Here is an 18748-nt window from a genome sequence, read left to right on the forward strand (position 1 = left end):
TTAAAAAGCCAAAATATTAAATCTCAACAATTATTATGTTTAATTTAGAAATCATATTTATGCTAATTTATCATCATAATACTCATCCCAAACCTCAGCAGCATCTTTAATTGTTCCTTGAGCTATTATCTTCTCACCAGCTTCAACCTTTAAACAGCTGGCAAGTAATTCGTCATTAGAATCCATTGAAATCAAAGAATAACTGTCAACTAAAAATTTAATTTCATCATTAAACAAGCTTTTATTGTCAGCTAAAAGAACATCATAAATAAAGCCATCGACTAACTTTCCATCTTTCCAAATTCCTTCTTTAGCTTTTACACCATCAGGTTGATATTCTATACCCTCTCCATTTCTTTGATGATCTTTAAAACCACCAGCAAAAATCAAATTACCTTCCCTATCAAAAATTTCAGCACTGCCTTCAATTACAACATTAGCATCAAATTTAGCCCCACATAATTTTTTGCCTTCACTATTATAAACTATAATATGATCATCTCTTTATTCTGCTCTAACTCCTGGTCTTTTTCTTTCCTTTTCTGCTGAACTTCCAGCTTATAAAGATAATAGGCAATAATTACTGAAACCATTATACTTACAATAGAAAGATATAAGCTGAGATAATCGCGTAATTGAATTTCTGCAAAGAATTCTCTTCCCAAACCAAAAGAAAAGTATGAAAATATTTCAGGAAGATAATTGATCACAGAAAAAAGAAGCGGAATTACTACAATAGGTAATATCATTATTAAAATTGCTGTTAAAATAATTTTTAGAAACAAAATATCACCCTTAAATTTCTTTCATCCCGGCTGCTAGTCTCTCCAAATTATCCAATGCCTCTTTGGTCCCAATAACTGCATCTTCTAAATCGCGTTCTAGTTCGCGACCAGATGTTCTAGGGTATTTAGAGGAATAATCAGCATCATTTCTATAATCTCTTAATTCGCTAAGTGTTTCGCCGATGTCCTTTTTTATAGAATTAAGCCGTTTTCTATATTCCAGATCAAAGTGATTAGTATGTTTTAACTCATTAATTAAACGGCTGTGAGAATTTCCGCTATCTTTTAATTGAGACTCAGTTAAGAGTTCCGCTTCAATAGCAAAGTTTTGGCAGAAATGATATAACCCGTAATAAGCTCTGCTAATTCCTGTCCTGATTAAATATTCATTTTCCTGACTAAAATCACCATCATTAAAAATTTCTTCTGCATAATCAATATAATGTTTACAGTCAAAGATAAAATCAAGTGACATGAAAAACAATCCTCCCATCAAGGTCATCACTGTGATCAAAATACCAATCATATTTAAACTTTTTAAATTTAGCCCTGGCTTCCGCAACAAACAACTCCGAAGTATTTATATAAACAGCCAGATAATCAAAGTCCGCAATCTCAGGATCAGATTTTTTAACCAGAGTAAGTTCCATATTGTCAGCAAAAGCTTCATTGATTTTTCAGCTGCTTTTAATAAGAAAGTTAGTAAATCACTTTTATCCGTTAGATAGTCAAAAATTTCACCAGAATTTTCTAACTGATAGCAAATCCCCAGAGATTCCAGCTGATTATTATCTATTGAAGGAGCCTGAGGAGAACTTTCATTAATTTTATTTGAATAATTCTTCTTATCCAGACTAAAACTTTTCATAACAGCTTACCCCTTTTTCCTATGCTAATTTCAATTGGACTGTCTTATCTGCTTCTAACTATTTATATATAATTCAATGTTAATAGTAAATCACCTGCTAAAGTAAGTCAGAAATCGCATCTTTAAAATCATTAAACTCTGACTTCATTTCCGCTTCCGTCAACCCAAGTTGTTCTTTATAAACTGAAAAATCTTTTTCTAAAAAGTGATGTTCTAAATCCTCTATTAAACCCTTTAGCTCCAGCTTATCAAACCCACTTATATCTTTCTTCTTTGGAGCTTCACATTCGTCTAATCTCATTAGCTTAAAAATCAACAAAATCAAAAACTCTTTAATATAATTAAAACGACCAAAAAACCTTAGATCTGTATCTTTAGCTTGATAGGAGATTTCTCGATAATTAATAATCAGCAGTAGAAGGTTTCTGAAATCATAGGGCATTATAATTTTATGCTTTAAATTTGGGTAATTATCTTTTATATTATCCCAGAAGTAATTAAGCCATTCATATTTTTCAAAATAAATGCAGCAGGCTCCAGCATATAAACTAAGTGAATATCTATTGCGAACTTTAAAATAACTAAGAGCTTCCTTAATCTCTTCATTAATTTGTTTCTGCTCAATTATTTTTTTGTCAGCATATTGATTAATCTCATCTACATATTTCTGGAATTTATTCTGCCATTCAACTAAAGTTTTCTTATCGAAAATTAATTGTCTTTCTTTACTGAGTTCCTCTTCTAAGCTTCGTATTTCTTTCATTTTATCATCATCAGAATCAAGAGAATTTGAATAGCAAATTGATTTATATTCCGGAACTTCTATAATTAATCTTTGACTTAATTCTTCTATTAACTTTGAAAAGGCTTTTTCATTTCCACTTTCTACAGTATAATAAATAATCTTCCTGATGTAAGAATTTAAAAGCTCAAGTTTATTTAAATTTTTATCGAGCTGCTCATCATCAACTAAATAGAAATACTCTCTATACCAGCGAATTGTCAGCAGAGTTAATTTTTCTGGTTCTTCACTTTTATTAATTTCCTGCTTATAAAGAGTTGTTATTTTTCTTAATAAATATTCCAGCTCAGGATTGCTTTTATCTTCAGCTTCTGAATCGACCTGATCAGCATACTCATAAATTTCAGCTGCAATGAACTCAGTAATAATTTCAGCTAAATACTGTGATTCATAATCATTTTCTTTTATCTGCTCGTAAAAATAAAACCACTGGTTAATTAAAAATTTATAAATTCTAATGCTATTTTTTTCTTTTCTCCGAATTAATTTATAACCGGAAAATATTTCACTGTGTTGTTGAAAAAGATTATCAAATTTTGATTCAATCTTTTCTTTGCTAACCTTCCCAACTTCGCTCAGAACAATTTTCATTTTTGCATCTAGATAATTCATCTCATCTGACAAATTTCTATCTACTATTTCTTTTTCTGATTCAAGCTTCATTTTTTTATCAATATTCTCAAGCAGCCAGTTTTTTTTTGAAGAAAAATTAACAAAAAAACCAAAAGCTTCTTTAAAATAGTAAAGCACTGCTATTGTAAAGCCAAAGCTTATAAACCCTAAAAAATTCAGTTTATTTAAAAATAATCTGTCATCTCTAAATACTAAAGCAATTATGATTACAGATAAATTAGCTAAATTCAGTTTCAACATTAACTTTATAATTTCATTTTCTAAAAATATTTCCTGTAAAACATCACTTTGGTATTTATCACTTAGTCTATTTGCTACTTCAATACTTAAAGGAAGAAAAATAGCAAGAATAGAAACACTTAAGGAGGCAGAGATGGTGTAATAAGTTGAACTAAATGAAAGGATATCTAAATCAAATAGTAAAGCAATTTGGTTTTGAAGTATCAAAGAAAGCTCTTCCATTATAATCTAACTCCTAATATCAATTTTAATCAGGTGGATAATATACCATCCGACCACCAATTGCCAGCCTTTCCTGATCAACAAATTCTTTAATATCCCAGGAATCATCAATTTTAGTCTTCAGGTCATCACTCAGCTCCAACGCCGGCTCACCAACTTCTGTTCCATAAGCAGCAAGTTTAGTCAGCCACCAGTCTTTAGATTTAATCACACCAAAATTATCATAAGCTTTATCAAAACTATCTTCACTAAAAGAATCGCCAGTTTTAATTTCATCTATCAGCCCACTTAAAAGCTCCATTGACCGATCATGAAAAAGTTCCCTGCCGCCATCGAAAAGTTCATAAATTTCTGCTGCAAATTCAGGGGTTCTTTTGAAATATAACTTTTCAAAGCCGTGGTCAGCTGCTAAATCATAATTAACTATATCACCTAACTTCATTGTATCGATAAAATAGCCCCTCTGCTTATAACAGCGGGTAAAAGGTTGATAACCAATTGGAAGCACATCCTTAACTTTCTTTTCAGCTTTAAGATTAATAGTTAAATCATCTACCCTTTTATATAAAACAGCATGAGAACCAAAATCATTTTCTCTAATATCTCTTTTGCTAACAGGCTGATATTTTCCATTGCCCATATGTTTACAACAGGCAAAGAATAATGCTACTGCAAGATCATCCGTTATATCTAGATACTGAGTTCTAATGCCATAATGTTGAGCAATTACATAAGAAAATATATCACAATAATTCCAATCTAAATTATGTTTTAATTCATTAATCATATTTGAAAAAGCTATTATTTTTAATTGAGCAGTAAAGAATTCTAATTCTCTTTCTGCTTCTGTCTCTAATCCAGCAAGTTCTCGCCCTAAAGAAGATCTGCATTTAGATCCATTATTTTTTCTGCTGTAATCTTTTGCTTCACCCCTATAAAAAGTTTTTATAGGAGAATTCATTCCATATTTAACTACTATTCCATGAGGATATCTGACTGTACTACCATTGGTAAACAAATCTGCATATAAATCTTCTCGTGCATTACGTCCTAAAGGAAAAACATCTTTACTAGCCATAGTAGCTCTTCTTGCAGTTGATACATTTTTGTTTCGTTCTTTATATTCCTGCTGCAGTGCTATAGTTCTCTTTAACTTATCAAGTTTAATAACTTTTTTAGTCAAAATATAACCTCTCTTTTTTTATTTCACAGCACTTTTCAATCTCTTAATCTGTTCAAAATATTCTTTGCCGTCAATAATTAAAAAGATAGCTGCATAAACAACAATTCCAGTAATTACATTAATAGCTAATTGAATTGGCATTTGTTCAATATTCGGTGTTACTAGATAAGTTTTAGTTAAATATACAATTATCATCATAAATATGGTGTATAAAAATGACTTCTTAATAAAGTTAACCAAATCCAATAAACTCATATTAATCAAACTACCAGTAATATAAAAACTAATCCAAAAAGCGTAAAAACTAAAAATTGCAACTCCAGCTGCAACTCCTATAATTCCCCAGTTCATACCAATGAGCATCGCAACTGCTAAATTACTAACAGCAAACAAATTCCATTTAAATGAAATATCTGATCTTCCTTGAGATAATAAAATAGTCCCTAGTGTTGTTCCTAATGATTGTAAAGCACCCGTAATACTAAGTATTTGAATTAATATAATTACCGGAATCCAATTTTCACCATAAATACTTAGGATAAACTCAGGAGCGACTATAAATAATCCTCCCATCATTGGAAAAGTTAAAAGTGAAATTAACTGTAAAACTTTAAGATAATATTTTTTTATTGATTTTTGATTATGTTTTATTTGAGAAAAAGCTGGTAAAAATGTATTGCTTATTACACCACCAATTTTTTGAACCGGAATTAACATCATTTTATAAGCCAATGTGTAATAACCAAGTGCTTCTGAACCTAAAAATCTACCTATTAATAAATAATCCAGATTACGATTAAAATAATTCAAAATGCTCGAGCCAAAAACATAAACACCAAAATTCAATAAATCTTTAATCTCTTTAAAATCAAATCTAAAACTAGGAACCCATCTATTAAATAATATTATTAAAATTGTATTAACAATATTTTTACTGATATAACCTAAAACTAAAGACTTAACACCAAAACCATTAACAGCTAAAATAATAGTAATAATACCATAGGAAATTGTTGAAATGATATTGATATTAAAAAGCTCTTTGAATTTCATTTCTTTTCGTAATAAACTCTGTTGAATAAAAGAGAAAGAAACTACTGTAAAAACTATAGAAATAAGTCTTAATAACGGAGCTAAACTATTTTGGTTAAAAAATAAAGCAACTAAATCTGCACTAAAAAAGACAATCCCAGTCATTGTTATCCCAACAAACATATTAAACCAAAACAAAGAAGAAAGACGTCTTTGATTTAAATTTTCACCCTGAATAATTGCAGGTGAAAGACCAAATTGATTCATCATATTAATTAAAGCTATAGTAGTTTGTATCATTCCCATAACACCAAAAGCATTGGGAGATAATAATCTTGCTAAAATAGCTGTTATTATAAAATTTAGTCCGGTTAAAGAAACACTGGATAAACTATTCCAGATCCCTCCCCAGAAAGTTTTCTTTTTTAATGACATATTTCACTCCTGAAAATAATTATTTCTTAGAATAAAATTCATATCCTAACTTTTCCATTTCTGAAGAACAAATATTTTCTATATTTCGAATTACTTCTTCTGAAAATAATTCTGTAATCTCTTTATTTTTATTTTCACCTTTAGGTTGATATTGTTTGTCTACTAAATGAGAAATATCATTTTGCTTTTTTATATTTAAATCTTCACAATATCTTTGAATTGAACTTGTTTTATCTTCTATAAAATCCTCATAGCGAATTAAATAAATAGAATCTTTATTTTCTAGAAATAATTTAACAGTATAAACCCAATTATATGCCATAGAATAGGGAACTTTATTAGAAGGATTATCCCCTAAAACTTTACCATTCACAAACCATTTCCAAGGATTAATGATTTTCATATCATCTATTTCTTTGGTATCTATTGGTAAACTACTGGGAGAAATATTAACTCTATCCAAGACACTCCTGACATTATCAACAGGATGTCTTGTAATTAAAACTATTTTTGACTTTGGAAATATGTCTTTTATTTTAGAATACAAAAATGTCAAATTAGGCTCCTTGACTAATTTTTTAGCAAAGCGATGAGGGTTTTCACTAATAAACTTTTCAAGTTCAATATTTCCTTTATATAATTCTAATTGTTTATACCACATTTCTGGTATATCTATAGTTTTTGTTAAACCACCATAAACTGCAATTAAGCTTGAAATAACAGATGTCCCAGTTTTTGGATTTCCAATAACTATGAACTTAGGATTAGAGCCAAATTTTAGTTTCAAATTATAAACAGGGTTGAAAATTTTATAATAAATTTTATTAATATACTTATTAATTAATTGTCTTCTCCCCATTTTAATTAACTCCATCATAAAATTCAATTATTTTTTCAGCAATATATTCAATATCTCTATCTTTCAATCCATAATACATAGGCAAACGTACTAATTTTTCACTCTCACTGGTAGTAAACTTATCTTCACCAACAAACTCACTGAATTTTTTACCAGCTTTAGTAGAATGCAAAGGTATATAATGAAAAACAGATTGAATATCATTTTCTTTTAAATAAGAAATCAGTTTAGTTCTTTCTTCTAAACTTTCCGTCTTTATATAAAACATATGGGCATTGTGTTCACAGTTATCTGGAATATATGGTAAACTGATCATGTTTTTTTCTTCCAATGGTTTCAATAATTTATAATACAAATTCCAAGATGACACCCTATTATTATTAATTTCTTCAGCTTTTTCTAATTGAGCATATAAATAAGCAGCATTTATTTCACTGGGAAGATAAGAAGAACCATGATCCTGCCAGGTATATTTGTCTACCTGACCTCTGAAAAATTGACTTCTATTAGTTCCCTTTTCTCTAATAATTTCAGCTCTTTCTTTGAATTTTTCATTATTAATAATTAAGGCTCCACCTTCACCACTAGAATAATTTTTGGTTTCATGAAAACTATAACAACCTAAATCACCTAGTGTTCCCAAATATTCATCGTTATACTTCGACATAACTCCCTGAGCAGCATCTTCAATAACATATAAATCATACTCATCAGCAATTGAGTTAATCTTATTCATATCACAACTTACACCAGCATAATGAACCGGGACTATAGCTTTAGTTTTATTTGTTATTGCCTGTTCTATTAAATCTGCATCCATGTTCATTGTCTCTGGCTCAATATCTATAAACTTTATTATTGCTCCTCTTAATACAAAGGCATTAGCAGTAGAAGTAAACGTATATGAAGGCATTATAACTTCATCACCTTTTTGAATATCAATTAACAAAGCTGCTAATTCTAGGGCATGAGTCCCAGAAGTTGTTAAAAGAGCTTTTGAACAGTTAAATTTATCTTCCATCCATTTATGGCATTTTTTTGTAAAAGGACCATCACCAGAAATTTTATTGTTTTCTTCAACTGCTTCTTTAATATAATCTATTTCTTTATTGATGTGAAGCGGTACATTAAAAGTTATCACAATTCCATCTCCTAATTTCTAGCTATTAAAAATATTACTCCATTCTTCTATGAATACATCAATATTAAATCGAAAATCAATCTTTTTCCTATTCTTTTTTGCAACTTCAGAATCAATTTCATCTAATAGATCATTATTAGAATTATTAAATGAAAAAACTTTAATATCATTTTCTTGCATAAAATCCCAGGTCACTATATCATCTCTAATATAGACCTTTTTACCAAGATAAAGCAAAGTTAAAATGTTCCCCATAGCTTGCTGTCTTTGATGATTAAAAATTGCTATATCAATATTACTCAGCAATTTATTATAAGTTTTTAAATCCATAAACTTAGTTAATGGAACAAAATCTTTACCAAATACTTTTTTGCCATATTTAATAACTTTCTTTTTTTGATCTTCTTTGCCATATGATAAAGGACAAATTATTTTTATCTTTTCATTTTCATTTTTATTTTCTTTTATTTTATCTAAAATTTCTACATGATTATTACTGGGATCAGCAGAATTGCCAACCTGTATAAAAATATGTTCTTTATTATGAGTATTAATTTTAAAATTAGTCTTAGGAATATTATAGCTAGGTATATTACTTAAATAACAAATACACTTATAATAATTAGCTTTTGTTTTATACCACTGTTGAGCTAATTTATAGTCACCCTTTATATAAGTAATTATCCCTTCAATATTTTTAATTACATAAAATATCATATAATTATAAATTTTACTTTTCAATTTTCTTTTTTTTAGACGTTTTTTATAACTATATAAATCTCCCCCCCATAAAATCCATTTACACTTTTTTAAAAGCCAGGGGTTAGTAAATAATATAATAAATATATTTCTATTAAATAAACCATGTAAAAAAATATTATCAGTTAAATATAAATCTTTTAATATCTTTAAATAATCTTTTTTGCTGTGATATTGAAAAATGTTTTTCTTATTATTATAATAAGAATTTTTATTATTTTTTGATAAAATAATAAATTTATGTTTTTGAAAATAAAAGTATTCTTCTATAAATCTAATATATGGCTCAATAAACTTATCATCATTCATTATATGTAAATGTTTCATATTAGATCCTTATTAAATTTATTGATTTTATAATACCAGCTATTGATTTTATTTAACTTAAAATTATTTTTATAATAAAAGTTTAGTGCATTATAATTAGTTCCCTGAGTAGATACAATTAATCTTTCTATTTTTTTTTCTTTTAAAAGTTTATAAGCACTACTTAATAATTTACTCCCAATACCTAAACCCTGATTATTTTTTTTTACACCGAGCAAACCAATCTCTGCAGAATCATCATTTAAAAATTTTAAAGTAATAAAACCAATTATTTTGTTTTGATCATTTCTTTCAATTATACAACAATCATCAAATGTACCTAAAACACTTTTTTTTACCCAAAGACTATAAAAATTACTAATTTTTTGGTTTGTTAACCTCTCAAATACATCAAATCTGCTTTTTTCAAAAACATTTGAAGCAATTAAACAAACATCATCTATATCTTTTTTTTGTGCAATTTCAAATTGGCTTCTTTTATAATTATAATTACTTAAATTTCTAACTAATGAAATTTCTAAATTAATAAAATTAAATTTTTTTGATTCTAAAAAATTAATTATTTTCTTTTTATTAATTTCAACCTTAGACTGTATAATATCATAATCAAAAAAATTATGCTCTTCAGCTTCAAAATTATCATTTTCAAAATGTAAGTCAGCAATTTCAAGATCCCAAAAATCACTATCCCATTTAAGTCTGTTTAACATTAATATCGCCTCAAATATTTATTCTCCGTACATAAATTAGTTAGATATTTCCCATAGTCAGTTTTAATTAAATTATCAGCAAGATTTAATAATTCTTCATCATCAATCCAGCCATTACGATAAGCAATTTCTTCAACACAAGCAATGTAAAGACCCTGTCTCTTCTGTACTGCTTCAACAAAATTAGCTGCATTTAATAAACCATCATGAGTTCCAGTATCTAACCAGGCTAACCCTCTACCCAAAAGTTCTACATTAAGAGTACCATCTTCCATATATAATTTATTTAAATCAGTTATTTCTAATTCTCCTCTATCAGAAGGAGTAAGTTTCTTAGCTTTTTCAACAACAGAATTATCATAAAAATACAAACCAGGAACAACATAATTTGACGTAGGATTATCTGGCTTCTCTTCTAAAGAAATAACCTTCTGCTCTTCATCAAATTCAACAACTCCAAAAGATTCAGGGTTAGTAACATAATAACCAAAAATTGTAGCTCCATCATTTAAGTTAGCTGCCTTCTTAAGTTTTGGTGTGAAACCCTGACCAAAAAAAATATTATCTCCCAAGATTAAAGAAACATTATCATCACCTATAAAATCTTCACCAACGATAAAAGCCTCTGCCAGACCATTTGGTTCATCCTGAACTTCATAAGAAAGTTCTAAACCTAAATGGCTGCCATCACCAAGTAATTCTTCAAACAATGGTAGATCTCTTGCTGTAGAAATAATTAATATTTTTCTTATCCCAGCTAGCATTAGAACAGAAAGCGGATAATAAATCATTGGTTTATCATAGATCGGTAAAATTTGTTTTGAAATTGATTTTGTAGCTGGATATAATCTGGTTCCTTTGCCCCCAGCTAAGATAATACCTTTCAAATTAAATCCCTCCAGTTTTTATATATCTATATACATGTCTTCATAGTAATTTTTATAATCACCTGAAGTTATAAGCTTAAGCCAGTCCTGATTATCTAAATACCACTTTATAGTATCAACAATTCCATCTTCAAACATAGTAGTAGGTTCCCAGCCTATTTCTTTTTTTATTTTACTGGGATCAATAGCATATCTTTTATCATGTCCGAGTCTATCTTTAACAAAAGTAATTAAATCTTTATTTATATTATTAAATTCTGTATTAGCAACTTCTTCATATTCATCATTTTCTTTTAATAGCTCATTTATTTCTTCAATTAAAGTTTTTACAATCTTAATATTAGTTTCCTCATTATTTCCACCTATATTATAAACTTCTCCAGCTTTCCCTTTTTCTAAAACCATATCTATAGCCTTACAGTGGTCTTTTACATATAACCAATCTCTAACATTTAAACCATCACCATAAACAGGCAATTCTTCTCCATTTAAAATGTTATTAATCATTAAAGGAATAAGTTTTTCTGGAAATTGATAGGGACCATAGTTATTAGAACATCTGGTAATTAAGGTAGGTAAGTTGTGTGTTTCATTATAGGAGCGTACTAACATATCTGCACTGGCTTTAGAAGCTGAATAAGGACTGTTAGGTTGAATATTAGTTTCTTCTGTAAAAAACCCATCTTTACCTAAAGATCCATAAACTTCATCAGTTGAAACCTGCAGAAATTTAACATCACCATTATATTCTCTTTCTCCAGTTTCCCATTTGTCTTTAGCTATGTTTAATAGATTCTGAACTCCTAAAACATTTGTCTTTAAGAAAATTTCTGCATCTTCTATTGAACGATCAACATGAGATTCTGCAGCAAAGTTTACTATGTAATTAATTTCCCACTGATCAAAAATATATTCTACTAGTTCAGTGTTATTAATATCTCCTTTTATAAAAGTAAGCTTTTCCGGATTATTATTTAAATCTTCTTCTATATTTGCTAGATTACCGGCATAAGTTAATTTATCAAGACAAATAATTTTAATATCTTTATGCTTTTTATCTAATATGTATTTGATAAAGTTACTACCGATAAAACCGGCTCCTCCGGTGACTAAATATGTTTTCATTTATTATCACTTCCAAAATAAAGTTTTAAATATAAAAAAATAGCCTCTTACAGTCAAGCACTAATCTTAAGTACTCAAACATAACAAACCACAATAAGTATTTCTATTAAATTTTTTCTCCACCGCAACACGCTGATGACTGTGTTGCAGTGAAATAGTTTGTTACATCGCTTCTTAATATTTAAGCATCGCTTAAATATTTCTCATATGTTGTTTTAAAATGTACAGTATGTCAACAAAAGTATATCTAAATCTTTATTAGTGACATCGAATGTCATTTCCTTAAATTTACATTATATTTTGCTAAATATTTCTTAATTTACTCTTGTTAGTTATTTTAATGCATTTTTAATCTAAAATCAACAAAATCAGTGAATTTTTTCCCTTATTTCTTATTTTAATACACCAAAGAACTAAATACAATGAAAATTTATGTCTTATTTTGTCGAAATTAGGTGAAATAATAGAACGATTGTTTTGAATATCATATATGGTTGCACTGCGAAAAATCCTAATTAAGAATTTCCGACTTATATAATCCCTATCAGGATAAGCTTCTCAAATTGATATAATATCAAAAATCGACTTTTCGCAGTGCAACCATATATTTTTTATAAATACCTTTAAAAATAATATTTATATTTTAAGATCCTTAAAACTTCCATATTACATACTGGATCAGATATGAATTACAAAAACGAGCAGAAAAGTCTGCTCGCTACTTGAAAATTTTTTTACTATAAATTTCAGATTCTGTTATAATTAATTAAAATTATTATAAATACTATAATTCTTAACTCCATAAATAGCTGATTCTAAAAGTTTTGAACCTCTTAACATACCACCACTATTATATTTTTCCATTAAATCGTCATAAACTCTATTACTGAGGCTTTACCACCCTTTTGACTAAACACACAGAGATTTACTCCGAAACCTGCCCAGGCTGATAAAGCTTCCTTAAATATTTGAATAAATATATCTCCCAAGTCATTAAGCCATTCATTGAAGATTGCGATTAAGAATTTGCCGTATTCTTTTGGACTTACTAATCTAAATATTACATTTCCCTCTAAAATTATTGGTTTCCGGATAGAATTCTGTTTTTTTAAGATAATAGCAATATTCGCAGTCTAAATTACATACTGGGTCCATTGGAAAAGCCATATATTAAAATTGAATTTTTGTGCTTTCATTATCTAAACTTTCCTGTTATTTTTAGCTAATTTATAGAATACCCTTTTTACTTATTGACTTTAATAACTCTAATTTTTTTTATATATTTTTTTACTTTATTCAACTCAACAAAACCAGTCTTTTTTTCCGCAGCATTTGCCACTCCACAGGCATTGGCAAATTTTAACATTTCTATAATATTCATTTTTTCAGCTAAAGCTACTGCCAATCCTGCAGTAAGACTATCTCCAGAACCAGTTACATTTACAGATTCTATTTTTGGAACCTCAACTTTATAGATTTCTTTTTCGGTTATATAGTACATACCTTCTTTACCTAAAGTTAATGCAATATTGTTAGCACCGTGTGACTGAAGCTTTTGGGCAGCCTTTAATAAATTGCTTTCAGAATTAATATTAAAACCTACAATATTTTCAATTTCACTTTTATTAGGCTTAATAATATAAGGGCCACCTGCAGCGCCCTGCAGTAATGCTTCTCCACTGGTATCTAAAATAACTTTTTTATTATTTCCTTTAGCTATTTTTATTATCTTTTGGTAAAAATCTGTTCTAAGTCCGGACGGCAAACTACCGGAGATAGCTATTACATCAAATTTATTAATCTTCTTTTGATAATTATTTAAAAATTCTTCTTTTTCTTCAGTAGTAATTTGGGGACCATTTTCTAGAACTTCAATTGAATTATTATTTTGGTCAATAATATTAAGGCAGCTTCTTGTAATACCTTTAATTCTTGTGAAATCACTATCAATTTCTAATTTCTCTAACTCATCAAAGATAAAATCACCAGAAAAACCCCCAATAAAACCTAAAGCCGTAACTTCTCTGTTTAATAAATTAATAACTCGGCTGACATTGATACCTTTTCCACCAGCAGTGGCCTGATAGTCTCCTGTGCGTTGAACAGTATTTTTTTTAATTTCTTTAATATTATATCTTCTGTCAACTGAAGTATTCAATGTAATTGCAGCTATCATTTTAATAATCCTTTATTTTCACTACCGCAGAGCTTTATTTTCTGCTTAACCAGCTTTTTCATATTTTCTTTGCCAGGTTTTAAGTATTTACGAGGATCATTAGCTTCTGGATTTTTGCTAAAGTATTCTTTAACTGCATCGGAAAAAGCAATTTTTAACTCTGTAGCAATATTTACTTTTGTAATTCCCATTTCTATAGATTTTCTAACATCTTGATCAGGAACTCCAGAAGCTCCATGTAAAACTAAAGGTATATCCACATTATTTTCTATAGCTTTTAAACGTTCATAATCAATTTTAGGATCCTTTTTATAAAGACCATGAGCTGTACCTATAGCAACTGCTAAAGAGTCAATTCCAGTTCTTTCAACAAAATCAGCTGCTAAATTGGGGTCAGTTAACTCAGATTCTGCATCACTTATTTCAATATCATCTTCTTGACCGACTAACTTACCAAGTTCAGCTTCAACACTTACATCATACAACCTTGCAAATTCAACCACCTCTTTTACTTTGGCGATATTATCTTCATAATCCAAAGCTGAAGCATCAATCATAACCGATTTGCAGCCTAATTTTATTGATTCTTTTATATCTTCAATATTTTCATGATGATCTAAGTGAAAAGCAATTGGAACAGTTGATTCTGCTGCTGCACTTTTCATTATATTTACTAAATAACGCGCTCCTGCAAATCTAATGGTTCCTGGTGTTGCTGCCAAAATAATTGGTGAATTTAATTCTTCTGCAGCTTCAACTACAACTTTTGTAGTTTCCAGGTTGTGAATATTAAATGCCGGTACTGCATATTTTCTTTTTTGAGCATCTAGTAAAAGATTTCTATTTGAAATTATAAACATCAGATCACTTCCTTTAAAATTATTTTCTATATACAATCTTTCCATCAATCACTGTTGAATAAATATTCATCATTTCATCTACAACCGCAATGTTTGCATTTTTTCCTTTTTCTATGCTTCCTATTTTCTTGTCCATACCTAATAATCTTGCAGGTACAATTGTAACCATTTTTAAAGCTGTATATAAATCAATATCTGCAGCTTCTTTAATATTTATGACAGCATCTCTTAATTCTAATGTACTTCCTGCAAGAGAACCAGCTTCAGTTCTCGCTATGGAATTTTTCACTAAAACTTTTAGTTCACCCAACATATATTCTCCATCACTTAAACCACCAGCACGCATACAATCACTGATTAAAATAACTTTATCACTACCTTTGATTTTTAATAATAGCTCTAAGGCTGCAGGATGGACATGAATATTATCAGCAATTAATTCTGAATAAACATCTTTATTGTTTAGAACTGCTCCTAAAGCTCCCGGCTCTCTATGGTGTAAGCCTTTCATTCCATTAAAGGTGTGTGTGGCAAGTTCTAAGCCACTTTCTACAGCAGCAGATGCTTCTTCATAACTTGCGTTGGTATGTGCCATAGTGGTTTTTATATTATTTTTTTCTAAAAATTTAATGATTTTATGAGAATTCTTTTTCTCTGGAGCAAGAGCAAAAACTTTAATTGTATCATTTGAAAGCTCTAAAAGACCTTTTATTTCAGCTAGGTTTAGCTCTCTCATAAATTCAGTCGGATGAGCTCCTTTATGTTCTTCTGTCAGATAGGGTCCTTCTAAATAAGAGCCTAAAATTTTCGCTCCTTCCACCCCTTTTTTCATTGCCTGACTTATATTTATTAATGCTTTTTTTATTTTTGACATTGGAGCAGTCAAAGTAGTTGCTAAAAAAGAGGTAACACCTGTTTTAGCTAAGTACTTAGAAATTTCATTTAGAGCTTCATAATCACCATCCATTACATCTTTTCCAACTGCACCATGGATATGAAGATCAATCATTCCAGGAATAATTATCTTATCTTGATAGTCAATTATCTCATCTTCTGGAGAAAGTTTAGAGTTTTTGACAAAGTCAACTATTTTTTTATTTTTTATTTTCAAAGCATAATTTAATAGTATTTCATCTTCTTTAAATATTTTTTTGCTTTTAATATAATAGGTCATTTTTTCACCCCATATAATTAAAAATCAGCTCTATTTAATAAATATTTATCAATAAAGCTGATTTTATAAATATTCATTTTAATTAGTCGATTGTTATTGCTTTATTTTCTTTAATAGATCTATGAACCCCTTCAACAATTTTAGTATTTTTTAGTCCAGCTTCAGAATCAGCAGATATAGCCGTATTATTTACAATACTATCAACAAAACTATTTAACATATAAGTAGGAGGTAAAGTTAATTCACCATTTATAGAAGTTCCAATTGTACTAAGATGCTTATATGATTTACCAGCATGTTTAACCATTTGATCTTGTAAATCAATATAAAGAGCTCCCTCTTCACCAATTATTTCAAATTTGCAGTCATAAATTAAAGGCATAGATTCAGGTAAAATCCAACTTGTTGTAAATACAGCATTAGTTCCATCATCAAATGTCACAGTAGCCTGCATTGAATCATAAGTATCTATTCCTAATGATATCAATTTTTTCTTTGTTCCTACAGCGTAAACTTTTTTAACATCTTTATTATTATACCAACAAGCCATATCTATTATGTGGGGAAATAAGAACCATCCAGGTGTAGAATTTTTAGACCATTTTAACATTTCTGTAGGCACAAAAATTGTGTCATTTAATCTAGAATTTATAGAATTAATTTCACCAATATTACCACTTTCAATTTCTTTTTTTACAGCAACAAATGGAGGATTCCATCGATTTTCAAAAGCAACTAGGCATTTTATTTTATTCTTAGAAATAACATTGTGCATTTCTTCAGCATCACTAACTGAATTAGAAAAAGGTTTTTCAATTAATAAATGTAATCCTCTTTCAGCAGCATATATGACTGGCTCTTTATGTAAGTGATCAGGTGTAGCCACAATTATTGCATCTAAGTCATTCTCATCAATCATTTTTTTGTAGTCTTTATATCCTTTAGTATTAAATTTTTCTTTGTTTTTTTCTAAACTTTCATTATTAACTTCTGTAATAGCTTCAACACTTGCCTGATTATTTTGTTCTATACTTTCAGCATACATTTGCCCTCTAATTCCCATTCCTATAATTCCTGTTTTAACCATATTTAATCTCTCCCTTTTAATTTAATATTTATGATACATATTATTGTTTGACAGATCCTGCAGTCATTCCACTTACTAATTGCTTTTGTAATAGCCAAAAAATCACAACGACGGGTAAAGCTATTAATGCCGAACCAGCCATTAATACATTCCAATCAGTTGTGTACTGACCTTGAAAACTCGAAATACCAACTGGTAATGTCCACATTGTATACCTCTTTAGAAATACACTAGCAAATAAATATTCATTCCAACCAGTAATAAAAGAAAAAATACCAGTTGCCACTAAACCTGATTTTGCTAAAGGTAGCACTACATAAAAGAAACTTGTAAATTTGTTACACCCATCTATTAATGCTGCTTGATCAATAGATTTAGGAATAGTATCAAAAAAGCCCTTCATCATCCAGGTACAAAAAGGAACTGAAAATGTTGTATAAGCAATCATCAAACCAAAATGAGTATTTAACAAACCAAGATTATTCATTATTATATATAAAGGTACTACTAATAGGGAACCTGGTAAAACTTGCGTAAGTAAGATAATATATCCAATTGCCAGTCTTCCTTTAAATCTAAATCTAGACATTCCATAACCACCTAAAGTAGCAATAAAAAGTGAAAATATAGTTGTTAAAAAAGAAACAAAAAAACTATTCCAAGTCCACTTCAAAAAATGAAAAGTAGAGCTAGTTTCTAGTAAAGTTTTGTAACCTTCTAAAGTTATATTGTTTGGTATGAGTTTCGGAGGAAATGAATATACTTCATTTGCCGGTTTAAAAGAAGTCGAAATTATCCATAGAAAAGGAAATATAGTTAATAAGCACACTATAATTACTGAAATATAAATAGAAATCTTTTTAAAACTCAATCTATCTCACCTCCTGATAGTATTTTTAAATAAACAACTATAAATACTAATGAAAATAATAGCATTACAACCCCTGCTGCTGCAGCTTTACCAAAATCAAAAAATTGAAATGCCAGATGGTAAATATAAATTGGTAAAGTTTCTGTTGCTCTAGAAGGTCCTCCACGAGCTAAAAGATAAATTATTGCAAAATCTTTTATTGTCCAAATAATTAACTCAAACTTCGCACATAAATAACCCTTTTGCACCTTGAAATTTCAATATTTAGCAGAATTTAAGTAATGTGATTTTACTGTTTTAAGCAGATATTGGCAGATGTTCTACTAAGTTTTCTGGAAGTGCCATGATAAATGCTTCTAAAAGCTGATCCAGCTGTTTTGAAGTTAATGATAATTTATCTTTAATGGTTGTAATAAAAACTTCCATCAGCATATGTATAGCTTGAATCCAGCTGATATCTGCCATTTCATCAACCAGAAGATAAAACATTTGCCCAAGTGTTCTGTCATCTGCATATTTTCTGTTTTCTACTGACAGTAACATGTATCTTGTAAAGACAATTGCTGTATGAG

Annotated in this window: 19 protein-coding genes and 1 pseudogene; all 20 read right to left on the reverse strand. The window is 28.9% G+C overall.

Going from position 1 to position 18748, the window contains the following annotated elements:
• Positions 1-57 precede the first annotated feature (57 nt).
• The gene (locus C7954_RS08075) at positions 58-390 is read right to left on the reverse strand and encodes a hypothetical protein (RefSeq protein WP_134059431.1); all 333 of its coding nucleotides are present in this window, start codon (positions 388-390) and stop codon (positions 58-60) included.
• Positions 391-485: 95 nt separating this feature from the next.
• Entirely contained in the window at positions 486-785 is a 300-nt protein-coding gene (locus tag C7954_RS08080) for a hypothetical protein (RefSeq protein ID WP_208320678.1), read from the reverse strand.
• Between the two features lie 10 nt (positions 786-795).
• Positions 796-1260: a hypothetical protein gene (locus C7954_RS08085; RefSeq protein ID WP_134059437.1), complete on the reverse strand. Its 465-nt coding sequence runs from the start codon at positions 1258-1260 to the stop codon at positions 796-798.
• 105 nt (positions 1261-1365) lie between these two features.
• Positions 1366-1653: a hypothetical protein gene (locus tag C7954_RS08090; protein WP_134059440.1), complete on the reverse strand. Its 288-nt coding sequence runs from the start codon at positions 1651-1653 to the stop codon at positions 1366-1368.
• Positions 1654-1750: 97 nt separating this feature from the next.
• Positions 1751-3550, reverse strand: a complete 1800-nt coding sequence (locus C7954_RS08095) for a hypothetical protein (protein ID WP_134059443.1) — start codon at positions 3548-3550, stop codon at positions 1751-1753.
• 25 nt (positions 3551-3575) lie between these two features.
• Positions 3576-4733 carry an FRG domain-containing protein gene (locus C7954_RS08100; RefSeq protein ID WP_134059446.1) on the reverse strand — a complete coding sequence of 386 codons (1158 nt, stop codon included), beginning with the start codon at positions 4731-4733 and terminating at the stop codon, positions 3576-3578.
• Positions 4734-4751: 18 nt separating this feature from the next.
• Positions 4752-6200 (reverse strand): MOP flippase family protein, encoded by a 1449-nt coding sequence (locus tag C7954_RS08105; protein WP_134059449.1) that lies wholly within the window; start codon positions 6198-6200, stop codon positions 4752-4754.
• Between the two features lie 19 nt (positions 6201-6219).
• Positions 6220-7077: a sulfotransferase domain-containing protein gene (locus C7954_RS08110; protein ID WP_134059452.1), complete on the reverse strand. Its 858-nt coding sequence runs from the start codon at positions 7075-7077 to the stop codon at positions 6220-6222.
• Positions 7061-8200 carry a dTDP-4-amino-4,6-dideoxygalactose transaminase gene (gene rffA / locus C7954_RS08115; RefSeq protein ID WP_134059454.1) on the reverse strand — a complete coding sequence of 380 codons (1140 nt, stop codon included), beginning with the start codon at positions 8198-8200 and terminating at the stop codon, positions 7061-7063. The genes C7954_RS08110 and rffA overlap by 17 nt, the downstream gene beginning before the upstream one ends.
• Positions 8201-8218: 18 nt before the next feature.
• Positions 8219-9286, reverse strand: coding sequence for a TDP-N-acetylfucosamine:lipid II N-acetylfucosaminyltransferase family protein (locus tag C7954_RS08120; RefSeq protein WP_134059456.1), 1068 nt, complete (start codon positions 9284-9286; stop codon positions 8219-8221).
• Complete coding sequence (locus C7954_RS08125) at positions 9283-9996, reverse strand: GNAT family N-acetyltransferase (protein WP_134059458.1); 714 nt, start codon at positions 9994-9996, stop codon at positions 9283-9285. Before C7954_RS08125 ends, C7954_RS08120 begins: the two co-directional genes overlap by 4 nt.
• Complete coding sequence (gene rfbA, locus C7954_RS08130; protein WP_134059460.1) at positions 9996-10883, reverse strand: glucose-1-phosphate thymidylyltransferase RfbA; 888 nt, start codon at positions 10881-10883, stop codon at positions 9996-9998. The genes C7954_RS08125 and rfbA overlap by 1 nt, the downstream gene beginning before the upstream one ends.
• Positions 10884-10901: 18 nt before the next feature.
• Complete coding sequence (gene rfbB, locus C7954_RS08135; protein ID WP_134059462.1) at positions 10902-12008, reverse strand: dTDP-glucose 4,6-dehydratase; 1107 nt, start codon at positions 12006-12008, stop codon at positions 10902-10904.
• Between the two features lie 1243 nt (positions 12009-13251).
• Positions 13252-14184 (reverse strand): 1-phosphofructokinase, encoded by a 933-nt coding sequence (gene pfkB / locus C7954_RS08145; protein WP_089723369.1) that lies wholly within the window; start codon positions 14182-14184, stop codon positions 13252-13254.
• Complete coding sequence (gene gatY, locus C7954_RS08150; RefSeq protein WP_134059480.1) at positions 14181-15044, reverse strand: tagatose-bisphosphate aldolase subunit GatY; 864 nt, start codon at positions 15042-15044, stop codon at positions 14181-14183. Before gatY ends, pfkB begins: the two co-directional genes overlap by 4 nt.
• A gap of 19 nt (positions 15045-15063) precedes the next feature.
• On the reverse strand, positions 15064-16218 hold the full coding sequence (gene nagA, locus C7954_RS08155) for an N-acetylglucosamine-6-phosphate deacetylase (RefSeq protein WP_134059464.1): 1155 nt from the start codon (positions 16216-16218) through the stop codon (positions 15064-15066).
• A gap of 82 nt (positions 16219-16300) precedes the next feature.
• Positions 16301-17305 carry a Gfo/Idh/MocA family protein gene (locus tag C7954_RS08160; protein WP_134059466.1) on the reverse strand — a complete coding sequence of 335 codons (1005 nt, stop codon included), beginning with the start codon at positions 17303-17305 and terminating at the stop codon, positions 16301-16303.
• Between the two features lie 40 nt (positions 17306-17345).
• Positions 17346-18176: a carbohydrate ABC transporter permease gene (locus C7954_RS08165; RefSeq protein WP_134059468.1), complete on the reverse strand. Its 831-nt coding sequence runs from the start codon at positions 18174-18176 to the stop codon at positions 17346-17348.
• Positions 18173-18424 carry a carbohydrate ABC transporter permease gene (locus tag C7954_RS08170; RefSeq protein WP_134059470.1) on the reverse strand — a complete coding sequence of 84 codons (252 nt, stop codon included), beginning with the start codon at positions 18422-18424 and terminating at the stop codon, positions 18173-18175. The genes C7954_RS08165 and C7954_RS08170 overlap by 4 nt, the downstream gene beginning before the upstream one ends.
• A 49-nt stretch (positions 18425-18473) precedes the next feature.
• Positions 18474-18748: pseudogene (locus tag C7954_RS08175) on the reverse strand (IS4 family transposase); the annotation flags it as partial.

Origin of the sequence: Halanaerobium congolense (assembly GCF_004366375.1) — a bacterium.
In the GTDB taxonomy this organism is placed as follows: Bacteria; Bacillota; Halanaerobiia; order Halanaerobiales; family Halanaerobiaceae; genus Halanaerobium; species Halanaerobium congolense.